Annotated in this window: 13 protein-coding genes and 1 pseudogene; 5 read left to right on the forward strand and 9 right to left on the reverse strand. The window is 74.6% G+C overall.

Annotated elements, in window-relative coordinates:
• Positions 1 to 6: 6 nt before the first annotated feature.
• The 3 genes and pseudogenes from ACIOC0_RS29900 to ACIOC0_RS29910 form a co-directional block, all read right to left on the reverse strand.
• Entirely contained in the window at positions 7 to 1,455 is a 1,449-nt protein-coding gene (locus tag ACIOC0_RS29900) for a VWA domain-containing protein (RefSeq protein ID WP_402159068.1), read from the reverse strand.
• A gap of 8 nt (positions 1,456 to 1,463) precedes the next feature.
• Positions 1,464 to 2,816 carry a hypothetical protein gene (locus ACIOC0_RS29905; RefSeq protein WP_402159069.1) on the reverse strand — a complete coding sequence of 451 codons (1,353 nt, stop codon included), beginning with the start codon at positions 2,814 to 2,816 and terminating at the stop codon, positions 1,464 to 1,466.
• Between the two features lie 75 nt (positions 2,817 to 2,891).
• Positions 2,892 to 3,365, reverse strand: a pseudogene (locus ACIOC0_RS29910) (hypothetical protein); the annotation flags it as partial.
• 256 nt (positions 3,366 to 3,621) lie between these two features.
• Between ACIOC0_RS29910 and ACIOC0_RS29915 the strand changes: the two are divergent.
• Together ACIOC0_RS29915 and ACIOC0_RS29920 are read left to right on the forward strand one after the other, a co-directional pair.
• On the forward strand, positions 3,622 to 5,886 hold the full coding sequence (locus tag ACIOC0_RS29915) for an ATP-binding protein (RefSeq protein ID WP_402158863.1): 2,265 nt from the start codon (positions 3,622 to 3,624) through the stop codon (positions 5,884 to 5,886).
• A 441-nt stretch (positions 5,887 to 6,327) separates the two neighbouring features.
• Entirely contained in the window at positions 6,328 to 7,410 is a 1,083-nt protein-coding gene (locus tag ACIOC0_RS29920) for a helix-turn-helix domain-containing protein (RefSeq protein ID WP_402158864.1), read from the forward strand.
• 62 nt (positions 7,411 to 7,472) lie between these two features.
• Here the strand turns inward: ACIOC0_RS29920 and ACIOC0_RS29925 are convergent, their stop codons facing one another.
• From ACIOC0_RS29925 to ACIOC0_RS29935, 3 genes are all read right to left on the reverse strand, one after another.
• Positions 7,473 to 7,907, reverse strand: a complete 435-nt coding sequence (locus ACIOC0_RS29925) for a hypothetical protein (protein ID WP_402158865.1) — start codon at positions 7,905 to 7,907, stop codon at positions 7,473 to 7,475.
• Between the two features lie 63 nt (positions 7,908 to 7,970).
• Positions 7,971 to 8,582, reverse strand: a complete 612-nt coding sequence (locus ACIOC0_RS29930; RefSeq protein WP_402158866.1) for a flavin reductase family protein — start codon at positions 8,580 to 8,582, stop codon at positions 7,971 to 7,973.
• Between the two features lie 77 nt (positions 8,583 to 8,659).
• A complete protein-coding gene (locus tag ACIOC0_RS29935) occupies positions 8,660 to 9,412 on the reverse strand; it encodes an ANTAR domain-containing protein (protein ID WP_402158867.1) in 753 nt (250 codons plus the stop codon).
• Positions 9,413 to 9,537: 125 nt separating this feature from the next.
• Here ACIOC0_RS29935 and ACIOC0_RS29940 point away from each other — a divergent pair, with 125 nt between their 5' ends.
• Both ACIOC0_RS29940 and ACIOC0_RS29945 read left to right on the forward strand, forming a co-directional pair.
• Positions 9,538 to 9,879 carry a helix-turn-helix transcriptional regulator gene (locus tag ACIOC0_RS29940; RefSeq protein WP_402158868.1) on the forward strand — a complete coding sequence of 114 codons (342 nt, stop codon included), beginning with the start codon at positions 9,538 to 9,540 and terminating at the stop codon, positions 9,877 to 9,879.
• A gap of 435 nt (positions 9,880 to 10,314) precedes the next feature.
• Positions 10,315 to 12,483: an NlpC/P60 family protein gene (locus ACIOC0_RS29945; protein WP_402158869.1), complete on the forward strand. Its 2,169-nt coding sequence runs from the start codon at positions 10,315 to 10,317 to the stop codon at positions 12,481 to 12,483.
• 136 nt (positions 12,484 to 12,619) lie between these two features.
• On the opposite strand, the gene ACIOC0_RS29950 is transcribed toward ACIOC0_RS29945, so the two are convergent.
• Positions 12,620 to 12,793 (reverse strand): hypothetical protein, encoded by a 174-nt coding sequence (locus ACIOC0_RS29950; protein WP_352251111.1) that lies wholly within the window; start codon positions 12,791 to 12,793, stop codon positions 12,620 to 12,622.
• 341 nt (positions 12,794 to 13,134) lie between these two features.
• Here ACIOC0_RS29950 and ACIOC0_RS29955 point away from each other — a divergent pair, with 341 nt between their 5' ends.
• Positions 13,135 to 13,770 (forward strand): class I SAM-dependent methyltransferase, encoded by a 636-nt coding sequence (locus ACIOC0_RS29955; RefSeq protein WP_402158870.1) that lies wholly within the window; start codon positions 13,135 to 13,137, stop codon positions 13,768 to 13,770.
• 15 nt (positions 13,771 to 13,785) lie between these two features.
• On the opposite strand, the gene ACIOC0_RS29960 is transcribed toward ACIOC0_RS29955, so the two are convergent.
• On the reverse strand, positions 13,786 to 14,358 hold the full coding sequence (locus ACIOC0_RS29960) for a phosphatase PAP2 family protein (protein WP_351096724.1): 573 nt from the start codon (positions 14,356 to 14,358) through the stop codon (positions 13,786 to 13,788).
• Positions 14,351 to 15,730, reverse strand: coding sequence for a diacylglycerol/lipid kinase family protein (locus ACIOC0_RS29965; protein WP_402158871.1), 1,380 nt, complete (start codon positions 15,728 to 15,730; stop codon positions 14,351 to 14,353). Before ACIOC0_RS29965 ends, ACIOC0_RS29960 begins: the two co-directional genes overlap by 8 nt.
• Between the last annotated feature and the right edge of the window lie 86 nt (positions 15,731 to 15,816).

Consider the following 15,816-nt stretch of genomic DNA (forward strand, 5'->3'; position numbering starts at 1 on the left):
GGTTGCCTAGACGAGGGACGACTTGAGCTCGTGGACGAGCTTGCGGACGTGGCCCGATATCAGCGGTGTGCCGAGGGCCTTGAAGCGCTCCCGGAACCAGGGGTTGACCTCCTGCCGGCCGGAGCTGGTCACCGAGCCGACGGGAATGAACTTCACCCCGGAGCGGTGGACCTCTTCGATGCCCTCGAAGAGAGGCTGCGAGCGGTCGAACTCGTAGAAGTCGGAGATCCACACCATCACGGTGTTCCGCGGCTCGGTGATCTTCGGCCGGGCCATGGCCATCGCGACCGGGCCGTCGTTCCCGCCGCCCAGCCGGGTGCGCAGCAGCACCTCGAACGGGTCGTGCACCCAGGGGGTGAGGTCCAGCGCCCGCGTGTCGTACGCGATGAGGTGGACATCGACCTTCGGCAGTCCGGCGAAGATCGAGGCCAGGATGGTGCAGTTGACCATGGAGTCGACCATCGAGCCGGACTGGTCGACGACCACGATCAGCCGCTGCGGTGTGGTCTTGCGGGCGGTGTGCCGGTAGTAGAGGCGGTCGACGTAGAGCCGTTCCTCCTCCGGGCTGTAGTTGGTGAGGTTCTTCCAGATCGTGCGGTCGAGGTCCAGGTTGCGGTAGACCCGCTTGGGCGGGACCGAGCGGTCGACGGCGCCGACGGTGGCCTTCTCGACCTGGGTGCGCAGTACTTCGGCGACCTGGTCGACGAAGCGGCGGATGAGCGACTTGGCGTTGGCCAGGGCGACGCCGGACAGGTTGCTCTTGTCGCGCAGGAGCTGCTCGATGAGTGACATGCTCGGGGTGAGCTGTGCGGCGAGCGTGGGGTCGGCCAGAACTTCGCGCAGCCGCATGCGCTGGACCAGGTCGGCCTCCAGGGCGCCGAGTTCGGGTCCGATCTGCGGGATGAGCCGGCTGAGATCGGGCGTACCGGTGCCGCCGCCGGAACCGGTGGGGCCGGCGCCACGACCGCCGGTGCGGCCACCGCGCAGGTCGCCGGGCGCGCAGCCGAGGGCGCGCTCCAGCCAGCCGGCGTCGGACTGCCAGCGCGCGAGCTGCCCGGCGCTGACGGATCCGCTGCCGGTGGCGAAGACGTTGAGCAGCACCTTGGACACCAGGGCCGCGCGCCGCACCTCGGCGGGCCGGTCACGTACGGCGGCGGCGTCTTCGTCCTCCGCGCTTTCCGGCGGCTCGGGTGCCATCAGCCCGTCGAACTCGGCCGCCAGTGCGGGGTGGCGCTGCACGATCGAGTCGACGGAGGCCCTCGGGTCCAGCAGTGCGGCGGGCAGGCCGAGGTCCTTGACGACGGCGAGGCTCGCGGACTCCAGGGCGGCCTGCTCCTCGGGGTCGAAGAGACGGGCGAGCAGTCGCCAGTAGAGGACCTGACGTCGGTTGTCGTGCGGGGCCGCCTCGCGGGGGTCCTCGTGCTCGACGGTGGGCTCGGTCGCCTCTTCGTTCATGGGATCGGTCATTTCCGCAGCAGCCTCCCCGCCCGCTCCCGCAGCACGGTGACCGCGTCCGTCGCGGCCTTCTCCGCCCTGACGCCGGCCTTGTCGGCGGTGCCGCCGGCCCACGCCCCGGCCTGGACGGTCACGGTCTTCCTGCGCACGGTGGTCTCCACAGCGAGCGGCTGCACGCGGAACCGTCCGTCGTCCCAGCGGAGCAGGCCGAGGCAGGCGCCGGAGGCCTCGACGGCCTCGGGGGTGAGCGGTCCGGCGGCCGGGATGCGGTCGGTGTCGACGGCCAGGGTCCGTCCGGCCACGGTGAAGGCGAGCGTGTCGCCGTCCCGCCGGACGTCGTAGCCCTCCAGGAAGACCGGTTCGGCCAGCCGCGCGGGGTGCCGGTCCAGAGGCGGCGTCGGCGGGGCGGTCGCCGTCGGCAGCGCGACGCGGGCGGCGGCGAACGCGTCGGCGCTGTCGCCCGGGCGGGCGCGCTCCTCGTCCCAGAGCAGGTCGCCGCCGTCGGTGAGGGGCATGTCGGTGAGGTCCATGGCCCGGCCTTCGCCGAGGGCGGCCAGCAGCGACAGATGCGGGCGCAGCAGCTGCCAGACGCCGGCCGCGACGACCGTGTCGGGCTTCGGCGCGGACACGCCGGCGCGGACCAGGCGGGGCGGGCCGCCGTCGGCGGGTTCGAACACGGCGTGCACCTGGGCCTGTGCGGCGGTGGCGTGTTCGTGCAGGTCGACGCCGAGGGGCAGCAGTCGCCCGGTGGCCGGGGCCACGGCTGCCGGCTCGGCCGCGCCGGGCCGGGTGAGCAGCAGGGCGCGCGCCCACAGGTCGCCCCAGCGGCGTGCCGGGAACCGTTCCTGGCCGGCGCCGGGGCAGGAGGCGGCGAGTTCGGCGGCGAAGCCGTCGAGCAGCGTGGCCAGACGGCGCAGGGCGGGGTCGGGGAGCATCGCGGAGACGATCGGGGCGGCCGCGCCGGCGAGTTCGTGGTCGAGGCCCTGCCAGCCGGTGCGGGCGAGGTCGGTGAGCCAGGTGCGGGCGGCCAGCAGCAGGTTGACCGTGCGCTGCTCGCCCGGTTCCGCCACGGCGCTTTCGCCGCGGGTGCGGCCGGTGGCCTCGTCGACGCGGGCCGTCAGCGCGTCGTGGGCGGCGCCGAGCAGGGCGGTGCGGGCGGCGGCGAGGGCGAGGAAGTGGTCCTCGCTCGCCGCTCCGGCCGCCGCCTTCTCCGCCGCCTCGGCGACGCGGTCGGCCAGGGGTGTGCCGGCGACGGCGCGGGCGAGTTCCGCGAGGTCGGCGGCGCGGGCGGGCTGGGGGCGCAGCAGGCCCCCGGTGAGGGCGCGGTCGAGGGCGTCGACCGCCGCCAGGGCTTCGTCCAGGCCGTCGACGGGCTCGGCGAGGTAAGCAGGGCCCTCTCCCTCGCTCGGGCCGCTGTCACGCGCGGCCTCGTCCGTCGCTTCCGCCCTGGTCGGCGCGAACCACTGCATCTCCGGCAAGGGGGCGGTGGTGGGCGCCAGTTCGAGGTAGGCGAGGTGGCGCAGGAAGCGGCTGAAGACGGGGGCCGCCAGGGTCTTCCCGTCGGCCTGCGGGGGCCGGGCGCCGGTCATGGCGGAGGTGAGGGACGCGGCGTCGCACTCCGTGCCGTCGGCCGTCTCGACGCGCAGATACCGGGCGACGCGCCGTGCGCCGTACTGCAGGACCGCCTCGGTGACCAGGGCGCGGATGTGGTTGCAGAACGAGCCGCGCGCACCCCCGCACGGGCGGTTGTTGTTGGTGCTGCACGCGAACGCGTAGGTGCCGGCGGCCACCGACGACACATACACGCGTTCGATGTCCGAGCCGCTGGAGACGACGCCCTGGAGGCGTCCGTCGGCCAGTTCGACGAAGGGGACCTTGGCGAGTTTGCGCGGGCGAGCCGGCGGCACCACCCGGGCCGTGCTCGACTTCTCCCAGTCAGACAACGCACCATCTCCTTTGCGCGCACAGCGGTGTCACGCCGTGTCGGCGCAGCACAGGGGGACTGTCACGCCCGATCCGGCGCGACAAGAACGAAACTACCGGCGACCACTGACAACGCCCTGGCGACGGCGGGCGCGGCATCCTTCGCGGTCCGCGCGCTCTCTTAGAATTCGCATGATCACGTCCGGGGGCGCGGAGGGGGCGTGACGGTCAGAAGGGGCGGGGTTGAGCGGGGAGCGGACGGCGTTCGGGGCGCTGTTGAGGGAGTTGCGGCTGTCCGCGTCGCAGACCATCGAGGGCCTGGCGGAGGCGTCCGGGGTGAGCGTGCGCGGCATCGGGGATCTGGAGCGCGGGCGGCGGGCGGCTCCGCAGCGGCGGACGGTCGCCGCGCTGGCGGACGGTCTGGGTCTGGACGAGGCGCTGCGGGAGCGGCTGCTGTCGGCGGCGCGGGCCGGGCGCACCGCCGGGTACAGCCCGGTGGGCGTGCGGGCGTTCCCGCGCGGCATCGGCGACTTCGTGGGCCGTGAGGAGGAGTTGGGGCGGCTCGCGCTCCTCGCCGGCGGTGGGGGCGACCGGCCGTCGGGGGCGGCGGGGCCTCCGGTGGTGGCCGTCTCCGGGGCGCCGGGCACGGGGAAGACGACGCTCGCGCTGCACGCCGCCCGGGATCTCGCCGACCGTTTCCCGGACGGGCAGTTGGTCCTCGACCTGCGGGGCACGGACGACGATCCGCCCGGCCCTGCCGAGCTGGTCCTCGGTGTGCTCAGGGCCTTCCAGGTGGCCGACCGCGATCTCGTCAAGGCCGGCCCGCAGGGGCATGTGGCGCTGTACCGGCGGCTGTCGGCGGAGCGGCGCTGTCTGCTGGTGCTGGACAACGCGCGTGACGAGGGTCAGGTGCGGCCGCTGCTGCCGGCGGCGGGCGGGGGCATGGTCGTGGTGACCAGCCGGCGGATGCTGACCGGGCTGGAGAGCGTGCACCGGCTGCCGTTGGGCGAACTCAGCCCGCGGGAGGCGGCCGCGTTCCTCGCCGGCCTCGTGGGAGCCGAGCGCGCCCAGGCCGATCCGGCCGCTCTCGCCGAGGTCGCCGAGCGTTGCGGGCATCTTCCGCTGGCCCTGCGGGTGGCGGGCAACTGGCTGGCCACCCGCACCGGTTGGACGGTGCGGCGGCTGGCGGACCGGCTCGCCGCCGACGAACGGCGGCTGGACGCGCTGGTCGCCGGCGACGTGCGCGTGGACGCCGCCTTCGACCTGTCGTACCGCCAACTCACCCCGTCCGCCGCCCGGTTGTTCCGACGGCTGGCGCTGGTGCCCGGTCCGGACGTCGGGGCGGCCGGCGCGGCCGCGCTGACCGGGCGGCAGGTGTTCGACGCCGAGGACACCCTCGAAGAGCTGGTCGAGGCGGGGCTGCTGGGGACCGACGGCGACCGTTACCGGCTGCACGACCTGCTGCGGCTGTACGCCCGTTCCCGGCTGGAGGCCGAGGAGAGCGCGAGGGAGGCCCGGGAGGCCCTGTACCGGTGGCTGCTCGACACGGCGGTGGTCGCGGGCCGCTGGTTCGAGCCGGACCACGGCGCTCCCCCGCCCTCGTGGCGGGGCACGGTCGACCTGTCGGGCGCCGAGCCGGCCCGCCGGTGGCTCCAGGCCGAGGGCGCCAACTGGCTGGCGGCCCTGCGCGCCGCCGTGAGCGCCGGGGAGCACGCCACGGTGGTGGAGGTGGCCGAGGCGCTGCACTGGTTCTCCGACCAGTGGATCTTCTGGGGGCACTGGCCCGAGGTGTTCGGCGGCGCCGCCCGCAGTGCGCGTGCGCTGGCCGACCCCGTCCTGGTGGCGACGCACGTCAACTATCACGCGTGGGCGCTGCTCCTGTGCGAGGGCCGTCCCGGGGACAGTCTGGCGGCCTCCGCCGAGGCCCTCGCCGCAGCGCGGGGCGCCGGGCACACCGGGCAGGAGGCGTGGGCCCACCTCTACCGGGGCTGGGCTCACCGGCAGTTGGAGGACCTCACGCCGGCCGCGGAGCATCTGTACCGCGCGGCCACGCTGTTCGAGACCGTCGGGGACCGGCACGGCAGTCTCCAGGCCCGGTTGGGGCACGGGCTGATCCTGCGGGACCAGGGTCTGACGGAGGAGGCCGTCGAGGCGTACACGCGCGTGCTCGATTTTCTGGAGCGGTCCGGCGACCGGCTGGAACCGTACATCGCCGAGACGGCCCGTATCTCGGTGCACGCCGGACTGGGCGGCGCCCACGCGGCGGCGGCCCGATGGGACCGGGCGGTCGATCACCTGAGCACCGCCGCGGCGATCTGCCGCCAGAACGGCAACGTGGCGTTGGAGAGTCGCCAACTCATCCTGCTGGGGGAGGCGTTGCTGTCCGCAGGCCGCCCGGACGAGGCCCGCGAGGCCTTCACCCGCTGCGTCGGCCTCGGCCCCGACGCCGACCCGAAACCGGTCGCGAGGTCCCGGTCCCACTTGGATCGCCTCGCCGGCCTCGCGTAGGCCCGAACTCACCAGCTCCGACGGGCACTTCCGCCTCGCCGGTGACGCCCGCGCTCCCCCGCCGCCGTCCTCGTGCCGCCGCAGCGCGAGGACGCGGGCGGGGGAAAACCGGGTGTCACCGGCGAGGGGATTCCCTCGTCGTGGTGCCATCCTCGGCCCTCGCGCTCCGCCGCGTCTTGTCCCGGAGCGCACCTCGCTGTCCCCGCAGCGCACCGCGCCCACGGGCCCCCGCCGCCGCGCGGTTTCTGCCTGCTTCCTGCCTGGAGGCCGATCGGTGCCGCTGCTTGGCTGGAAGCGGCGGGGATCTCCGGGCCGCAGCGTCGCCGCCCGCCCAGGCCATCGGCAGCACGGCGGCAACGGGCCTTACCCGGCCTCGCCACCCACACACGCCCCCTGGCTCCGAGGCTCCGCCGGTACCGCACAGGTGGAGAGGAGAACCAGGTGACCCTGGTGCTGACGACGGCTTCGGTCCCCGACGAGGACCAGCTCGCGTACTGGCGCGAAGCCCTGAACCGGACCCTGGGGCCCATGGCGGTGACCGCGCCCGGCGACGGGCCGTTCCGCGGCCGGATCGCCACCACCCGCCTGGGCCCACTGCGGGTCTCCTCCCTGGACGCCGATCCGCAGCGGGCCGGCCGCACGCACCGGCACATCGCCCGGGCCGACGCGGAGCACGTGGTGGTGGGCGTCCTGACGGCGGGCCGGGCGACGCTGCTCCAGGACGGCCGGAAGATCGACGTCGACACGGGCGATCTCGTCGTCTACGACACGACGCGCCCGTACTCCCTCGACTGCTCGGAGCCCTTCTCCGCCCGCGTCGCGCACATGCCCCGGCGGATTCCGGGGCTCGGCGAGGAGGAGCTGCGGCAGGTCACCGGCAGCGCGTTCGCCGCCTCGGAGGGGCCGGCCGCTCTGCTGGTGTCGTTCCTGACGGCGCTGACCCCTTCGGCACCCGCCTGCTCCCCGGCCGTCGCGGCACGGCTGGCCGCGAGCGTCGTGGACCTCTTCGGCACACTCGTCGACGTACGGACGGGGCAGGGCGCGGAGCGGGACGCCGGCGCGCACGAGCACCTCGTCCGGCGCGTCCGCGCCCATATCGACGGCCATCTGCGCGACCCGGAGCTGTCCCCGCACACGGTCGCCTCCGCGCACCACATCTCCGTGCGCTATCTGCACCGGCTGTTCGAGCGCGAGGGCGTCACCGTCGCCCGGCTGATCCAGCAGCGCCGGCTGGCGGAGTGCGCCCGTGAGCTGGGACACCGGGACGCGTCGCCTCCCACGGTGTCGGCGGTGGCCCAACGCTGGGGCTTCGCCAACCCCGCCCACTTCAGCCGGGCGTTCCGCGGGGCATACGGCGTGTCGCCGCGCGAGTGGCGCGGACGGGACACGCACGGCGGCCGGCCCGGGAACGACGGACACAACGAGCGGGAGGCGCACGGCGGCCAGCCCGGTCACGGCGCGGGCAGTGAGCGGGTGGGACGCGCCGCACAGTCCGGGAGCGGCGTCGCGCAGCCCCAGGGCTGACCGCCCCGGACGGCCGCTCAGGCAGGATCCGCGGCCTCACGGGAAACCCTCCGGGTCGCCCGTCAGGCGGTTCGCGCCGCCCGGGAGGAGCCCGAGCCTGTGGCCCGGATGCGAAGGAGCGTCAACGCGACGACCGCCGCGCCCGCCGCCCCCGCCACGAGGGCGCGCTCGCTCGCGGACCACCGCGCCGCCCGGCCCCGGAGGGCCACGCGCTCACCCCTCCAGGCCCCCACCGAAAGAACCGACGCGGCGGAGCCGACCGACCCCACGGACAGCACACTGCCGACCGAGAAGACCGACAGGGAGCTGCCGACGGAGCCGAGGGACAGCGCACTGCCCACGGACCCGACCGAGAGCACGCTGCCCACGGACCCGACGGAGAGCACACTGCCCACCGAGCCCACGGACAGGAAGGAGTCGACCGAGCCGATCGAGTACGCCGGCGTCGTCGAACGCCACGCGCGCCCGGAGCCGTCGGCAGGATTGCGGATCGTCATACGCCGATCCTGTCAGAGCCCTCGCCGCCAGGCACCGTGATCCCGGCCCGGACGGCCCCTCCGCTAGCCCTTCTTCGGCCAGTCGCGGTACGGGATGCGGGCCAGTTCGCGGACCTCGCCGACGGTGCTCCACTCGTCGCCGCCGAGCCGGGCGAGCGGCCGCAGCCGGCGGATGTCGGGGTGACCGTCGACGAGGACGTCCTCGTCGACGACGGCGTGGACGACCTGCCCGAGGACGAGCGTGGAGTTGCCGATGCCCAGGGTGGAGTGCAGTCGGCACTCCAGGGCGACCGGGGAGGCGGCCACGCGGGGCGGGGCGACCCGCAGGGAGGGTTCCCGCTCGATGCCGACGGCGTCGAACTCGTCCTCCTCCGCGGGGAAGTCGACGGCGCTGGCGTTGATCTGCTCGAACAGCGGCTCGGGAGCGAGGTTGACGACGAACTCGCCGGTGGCCTCGATGTTGCGGAGCGAATCCTTGCGGCCCACGGAGGTGAACTGCACGATCGGCGGGTCGGTGCACGCGACGGTGAAGAAGGAGTGCGGGGCGAGGTTGGCGGTGACGCCGTCGGCGGACAGGGTCGACACCCAGGCGATGGGCCGGGGCACGACGACGGCGGTGAGCAGCCGGTAGAAGGCTCGCGAGCCCAGGACCTCGGGGTCGTGATCGATGCGCATGCCAGCCAGTTCTACCCGATGCCGGCGCGGACGCCGGAAGCGACTCCGGCCCCGGTAGCTTGCAGTCGCTGCCGGGTTCAGCCGTCGGGGTGGGCGGTCCCGTCGTCGTCCCGCCGAGGCTCCGACCGCACCTTGGCGACCGCCGCCGCGATCTTCTCCTGCACGTCCTCCGCGGGCGGCGATCCCTGGACGGCGGCGACCAGCTCCCCCGCGAGTCGGTGGAGCTTGGTGTTGGTGTGCTGGGAGGCCTCGACCAAGACCCGCCAGGCGTCGTCCGCGCTGAGCGTGAAGGACGCCATGAGAATGCCTCGGGCGAGGTCGATGGCCGGCCGGGTCTCCATGGCCCGCCGCAGCTGGACCACTTCGATCCGCAGCTCCTGATCGACGCCGTCCGGGTGGCGGGGGCCGTCGAGAGTGGGGTCGGGGGCGGTGAACAAGGTGTCCGTGGCAGTCAGGGCGAGCAGACGGGCGACGACCGGGCCGGCCGCGCGGAGGGCGACCGTCTTGCCCTGCTCGAGCCCCCGCTCGCGTGCCCCGAGCAGCGCGTTGAGGGCGGAGCAGTCGCAGAAGACCACCTCGCCGAGGTCCAGGTCGACGCCGTCGGCAGCCTCCGCCAGCGCCGAGCGCAGAACGTGCGCCAACCGCTCGCAGGCGTCCAGGTCGAGCTCACCGCGCACGGCCACGACGACTCGGTCACCGTCCCGCCGGAGGGTGAACTGCGGGCCGCGCACCGCCGGAGCGCGGGGCTCGGGGCGTACGGGGCAGCCCGTCTCCTCCCGTACGCAGCCGTCCCCGGCAGCGGGGCCCGCCTCGTACGCAGCCTCAGACACGACCGCCTCCCCCGGTCACCCTTGCAGTGACACCAGATTCGCCCGGACAACCGTCACACGTCAACCGATACATGAAGTCGAATTCCGGCGTTTGTATACATGAATCCTCGTTGTAGAATCGCCCCATGGAGGGAGTGCCTGAGCCGCATACCGGATGGACGTTCCTGACCAATCACGCCCGCGTGCTGGCGGTCATCGCCGACAACCACACCGCGCGGATCCGTGACATAGCCGCGCACTGCCGGCTGACCGAACGCGCCGTCCAGAAAATCATTTCCGACCTGGAGCAGGACGGCTACCTGTCCCACCGGCGGGAGGGGCGCGGCAACACGTACCGGATCGAGCCGGGCAAGGTGCTGCGGCACCCGGCCGAGGCGGGGCTCACGGTGGCGTCCCTGCTCTCCCTGCTGATCCAGGACGAGGCGACCCGCGTCCGCCAGCCCGAGCCGGAGCCACACGGCGACTGAACCCCGCCCGTCCGGCTCCGGAGGTACACGCCGCCACCCCGCGGCCCGCCGATACGGCCGGAATCGTACGGGCCGCCCCCGGCGAGCCGCGGCCGCCCGTATCGGTCAAGTCGGGGCGAGTCAAACTTGGTTGCCGCCGGAAGAGACGAATGTCACGAATACGTATCGGACATTTAACGCTTCAATCTTCACACCAGGCACACAAGTTGGTTAGGTTGACGCCAGGCCGCACGACCGACTCCGGCGAACCCCGCCGGGCCGCGCGGCCACCGCCGAGTCCGTGGCACCAGTGGTACGGCCGGAGCCGGGGACCGATCATCCCCGGGGTGGACAACCGACCGTCCCGCAGGGCGGCGAGCGCGGAGCGCCCGGTGCACGGGCCGCTCGCAGCCACCGCCGACTCGGCCGGCGGAGCACGGAAGGAGTACGTCTTCCATGGCGACGGATCGCACCCGCCCCTCGGGCAAGGGTTCCGCACGCATCGAGGACGCCGGCACGCCGAGCCGCGCGGAGATCCAGCAGCGCATCACCTCCCTCTACGACCGGGCGGAGAACGACTCGGGCACCTTCAATGCCACCCGCGCCATGAACAACGGCCCGCGCCGGACCGTCACTTCCGTGGCCAACAGCCCGCGCCGCGGGTCGGGCGACCCCTCGCTGGAGGCTGTGGCCCGGCAGTGGTTCGACGTGGCGCGCAACAAGATCGGACCCGTCACCGCCGCGGTCCTGCCCGCCGACCGCATGCCCGAGCGCCCCTCCCGTCCGCGTACGCAGGAGCCGGCGGGCTCCGAAGCCCTGCGGGAGTTGGAGGCGGCCGCGCGGGAGCTGTCGTCCAGACGTGAGCTGGAGGGCGGCGACCGGCAGCCGCCGGAGCTGACCGGCCGCTCAGTCGCCGCGCTGCCCGCCGTGCCCTCGCCGCGGCAGGAGGAGCCCAAGGCCCTGCCGGCCGTGCCCGCCCAGGCCCCGGCAGCCCTTCCCGCCGCCTCCGGGTCCGCTTCCGCTCCCGCCGCGCCGCAGTCCTCGCTGCGCACGTCCAAGGAGCAGATCCGGCGCAAGCTCGACACCGCCCGTGAGGTGCTGGCTCGCGGTATCGCCCGGTCGACGGCAGCCCGCCCGGCCCTCGAGGCGCCCTCGGCCGCGCAGACCTGGGACACCGGGGAGCTGCCCTCCTACCGGACGGCCACGACGAACACCTGGGACGGCCACCAGACCGACGGGCCCACGACCGGCACGGGCCAGTTCTCCGCCGTCAACCCGACCGGCACCGGCCAGTTCCCCACCGTGGACCCCACGGGCACGGGCCAGTTCTCCGCCGTCAACCCGACCGGCACCGGCCAGTTCCCCACCGTGGACCCCACGGGCACCGGCCAGATACCCACCGTCAACCCGACCGGCACCGGCCAGTTCCCCACCGTGGACCCCACAGGCACCGGCCAGATACCCACCGTCAACCCGACCGGCACCGGCCAGTTCCCGACCGTGGACCCCACAGGCACCGGCCAGTTCGCGGCCGTGACGACCACCGGCACGGGCCAGTTCCCCGCCGTCACCGCGACCGGCACCGGCCAGTTCCCGACCGTGGACCCCACAGGCACCGGCCAGTTCGCGGCCGTGACGACCACCGACACGGGCCAGTTCCCCGCCGTCACCGCGACCGGCACCGGCCAGTTCCCGACCGTGGGCACTCCGGCCGCACCGGCAGCGCCGCCCGCCATCCCGTCGGCCGGTGCTGCCGATCCCGGGCTGGGAGCGCCCGTGGGCGGGTTCCCGGCGCCCGAGACGGGCATCCTTGCGGCCAGTTACGGCGACCTTCTCGCGCCCCCGACCGCGGGACTCCCGCCGCAGCAGCCGCAAGCCGCGGCCCCCGCCCAGGGGTTCATGCTGCCGACCCCCCAAGTCCCGCTTCCCGCCCCCTCGTACGCCCCGGCGGCCCCCGAAGTGACGCTGCCGACGCCTGAGTACGCCCCCGCAATGCCCGCGGTCGTGCCCGGATACGCACCGAACGCCCCGCAGGCCGCCGCGCCCGCGTTCGCAGCGCCCCCGGCTCCTCAAGCAGCGCCCCCGGCACCCGCGTTCGCAGCCGCCACGCCGCAAGCCGCTCCCCCGGCACCCGCGTTCGCCGCCGCAGCCCCTCAAGTCACGCTTCCCGCCCCCGAGTACGCCCCGCAGGCTGCCGCGCCTGGCATGTCGGCCATGCCCGCGGCCCCCGCCGGCGTCACCGCTCACGCGACCGGCGCCGTCTACCTCGGCAGGGCGGAGAAGGCGCTCGCTTTCGCCCGGGCGCAGTTGGGGCGACCGTGCGTGTGGGGTGCGACGGGACCGGAGTCCTACGACTGCTCCAGCCTCACCCAGGCCGCGTGGCGGGCCGCTGGCGTGACGCTGCCGCGGTCGGCCGTGGACCAGGCGCGGGCGTTCACCTCGGTCGCCCTGGACGACCTGCGCGCCGGCGACCTCGTCTTCTTCCACGACGACCTGAACCACACGGGCCTGTGCACCGGCGACGGCATGATGATCCACGCACCCGGTCCGGGCGCGCGCATCCGCGAGGATTCCGTGCACAGCCTCGGCGAGGGAGCGCTGCGCGGCGCCGTGCGCCCCGCCTGAGGACCCGCCCGGGCGCCCCGCCTGAGGACCCGCCCCGGCTTGAGGACCCGCTCCGGGCGGCCGGCAGCGGAACGGCCGCCGCACGCCTCGACACCCGCTGCGGCGGCGCACAGCCGGGGGCGGTCAGGAACCGGACTCAGCGAGCCGCCGAGTCGGCGCGCATCTGCTCCCTGCGGGCGTTGTTGTAGGCGCGCAGGAGGTGCTTGGAGACCGCGCAGGGCACGGTGTCGAAGTGGCACTGGCGGCAGGTGCGGGCGTGCTCCTCGTAGGTGGCACGGGCCTGCTGCAGGGCTTCCTCGGGAGAGGGCATGGGAGTCCTCCGATCGGATACGGCGATGACCCAGGCGTGGGCTACTGACGAGTAGGTATACCTGGAATTGAGAGTGGATCATGTTACTGACGGTAGTGGAAACTCTGATTCCGGCCGCTTCCGACGCCCCACTGCCGACAAAGGCCTGATTTGAACGGGTCGATGGCCGGACCGGCCGCGCGGCACCGTGAGCAGTGTCACTCTCCGTATAGCCGCGCGGCCCCGCCCGGCGCCGTTGTGAGCCCTCGTCAGGAATGCGACGATGCGCCTCCGGGCGCACACCACACCCGCGCACGCCATCCGCGCGCACGCCATCCGCCCGAACGACGGGGAGGCCCGACTTGACCGGTGAGCACGACGCACGACGCGCCGCGGCGGTGTTCGACGCGCTGGGATCCGCGTACGAGAAGGCGTTCGCGCACTCCGCCCCGCACCGGCGGTCGCTGGACTGGCTGCTGGGGCGGCTCACGCCGGGCAGCCGGGTGCTGGACGTCGGCAGCGGGACGGGCCGGCCGACGGCCGCCACCCTGGCCGCGGCGGGCCATGACGTCCTGGGCGTCGACGTCTCGCCCGTCATGGTCGACCTCGCCGCCCGGCAGGTCCCGGAGGCCGCCTTCCGCTGCGCCGACGTACGGGAACTGCCGCTGAAGGAGGGCTCGTTCGACGCGGTGTGCGTGTACTTCTCGCTGCTCCAACTGGATCGCGCCGAGCAGGCCGCCCTGATCGGCCGGCTGGCGCGGGCGGTGCGGCACGGGGGCAGCCTCGTGCTGGCGACCGTACCGCTGGACGTGGAGGGCGTGGACGCCGTCTTCATGGGGCAGCCGGTGCGGGTGACCAGCTTCGCCGGCCCGGACCTCGTCGAGACGGTGACCCGGGCCGGCCTGACGGTGCTGGCCGAGGAGAACGCCCTGTTCACCCCGGACCACCCCGAGGCCGTCCCCGAGCCCCATGTGTTCCTGCACTGCGCACGCCCCTGAACCAGGGGCGCCCGCTCAGTCGTCGAAGCGGGCCGCCACCGCGAGGACCAGGGCCGCCGAGCCGGTGCCCAGCAGCGCGCCGGCCACGACGTCGCCCGGGTAGTGCACGCCGGTGTGGACGCGCGAGTAGCCGACCGCGCAGGCCAGCAGGCCGAGCGGGACCGCGGCGGCGGGCAGGCCCGGGCCGACGGCCGCGGCGAAGGCGACCGCCGAGGCGGTGTGCCCGGACGGGAAGGACGCGGAGTCCGGCATCGGCACGTGCCGCCCGGGGAACGGCGAGTCGACGGCCCGGTGCGGGCGGGGACGGCGTACCAGCCGCTTGCCGAGCAGGTTGGCGCCCGCCGAGGCCACGCCGATGGCGGCGACGCCCAGCACGGCGGCGCGGCGGGTGCGTCCACCCCGCAGGGCGAGGCCGGCGGCGACCGCGAAGGAGATCTTGGAGTGGTCGGCGGCCCCGGACAGCCGGCGCAGCGCGGTGTCCAGGGTGGGCGTCCTGGTCACCGTGACCGTCTCATACAGGGCCCGGTCCAGGGTGGCCAGGTCACGGACCAGGCTCACGGCGGAGAACTTCGGCGAGCGGTCAGACATCGTAGGAGTCCTTGATCGTGCGGGGGTCGGGATGGCCGAGCGCGAGACGGACGATGCGCCGCCAGTCGACCGCGGGCGGGGCGTAGGCGGCGCCGGGCCGGTGCCGGGGCACCCGGACGCGGAGCACGCCGGGGCGCACCGAGCAGACGACCGGCGTGGGCAGTTCCAGGGCCTCGCCGTCGACGGCGACGGGGATGCGGTCCCGGTCGGCGTCGACGGTCACGCGCAGGGAGGTGAGCGAGGTGATGCCGCTGGCCCGCTCGCCGAGCAGGGCCAGCTCGGCGGCCTGGGCGGCGCTGTCCACCCGTACCCCGATCACCCCGAGCAGGCCGGCGTCCAGCCGGGGCCGGCGACCGCCGCCGAGCGGGTCGGCGCGGGCGTAGGCGTTGTTGCTGACCAGGAGGGCCTGCGGGGCCTGGACGCGGGAGTCGTCGGTGCGCACGTCCAGGGTGGCGCCGCCGTCGCCCGCGAGCAGCTCGGGCAGGTGTTCCAGCGCGGTGGCGGCCTTGGCGTCGCGGTACTCGGGGCTCTGCACGATCTCCGCGTACGCCCCGAAGGACACGGTGTTGACGAAGGGCCGCCCGCTGACCTCGCCGAGGTCGACGCGGAGTTCCACGCCCTCGGTGAGGGCGTCGAGGCTGCGCACGGGGTCGGTGCGGTCCAGGCCGAGGTCCATGGCGAAGTGGTTGCGGGTGCCGGCGGCGATGACCAGGAAGGGGACGCCATGTTCGGCGGCGACCGCCGCGACGAGCGCCTGGGTGCCGTCGCCGCCCGCCACGCCGAGCAGATCGGCGCCGTCGGCGATGGCCTGCCGGGCCACCGCGGCGGGGTCGACGTAGGTGTCCTGGCCGAGCAGGATCACCCGGGCGCCGAGCTTCTCCGCCCGTTCGACGAGGCCGAACCGCTCGACCTTGCCGCCGCCCGACCGCACGTTCATGATCAGCACCGGGCGGCGGGGCCGCGGCGTCCTGCGGGTGTGCATGCCGCGCGGGCGGCGCAGAAGGCGCAGCGCGGTCCGCGCGGAGGCGAGAGCGGCCGCCCACAGCGCGACCGCGCCCACGGCGACCACCCACAGCCCGGACGCGGCGTACAGCACCAGCACGGCGATCGGCGCGGCGACGGCCAGCAGGCCGCCGAGCAGCCGGGCGCCGCCGCGCCGGGCCAGCATCCACCACACACCGGCCCCGGCCACCGCCATCCCGGCGAACCCGATGAGCAGGACCAGCCAGCCGCCGGATCCGGCGCCCACCGCGACCACCGCGGCGCAGCCGGCGAGCATCAGCAACGCGAGCCGCGCCCAGCCGCGGGCGCGGCCGATCCCGGTGGAAGGCCGGGCCTCGGCCCGCGGTCTGGTGGCACTCGTCTCGTTCACCCTGCGCCTGCCATGGTCCGAGCCCCCTGTTCAAGCTGTTCGGCGTGGAAGTCCGTCGCGGCCGTCCGGCTCGGACAGCGCTGTCG

Origin of the sequence: Streptomyces sp. NPDC088254 (genome assembly GCF_044740925.1) — a bacterium.
Classification (GTDB): domain Bacteria; phylum Actinomycetota; class Actinomycetes; order Streptomycetales; family Streptomycetaceae; genus Streptomyces.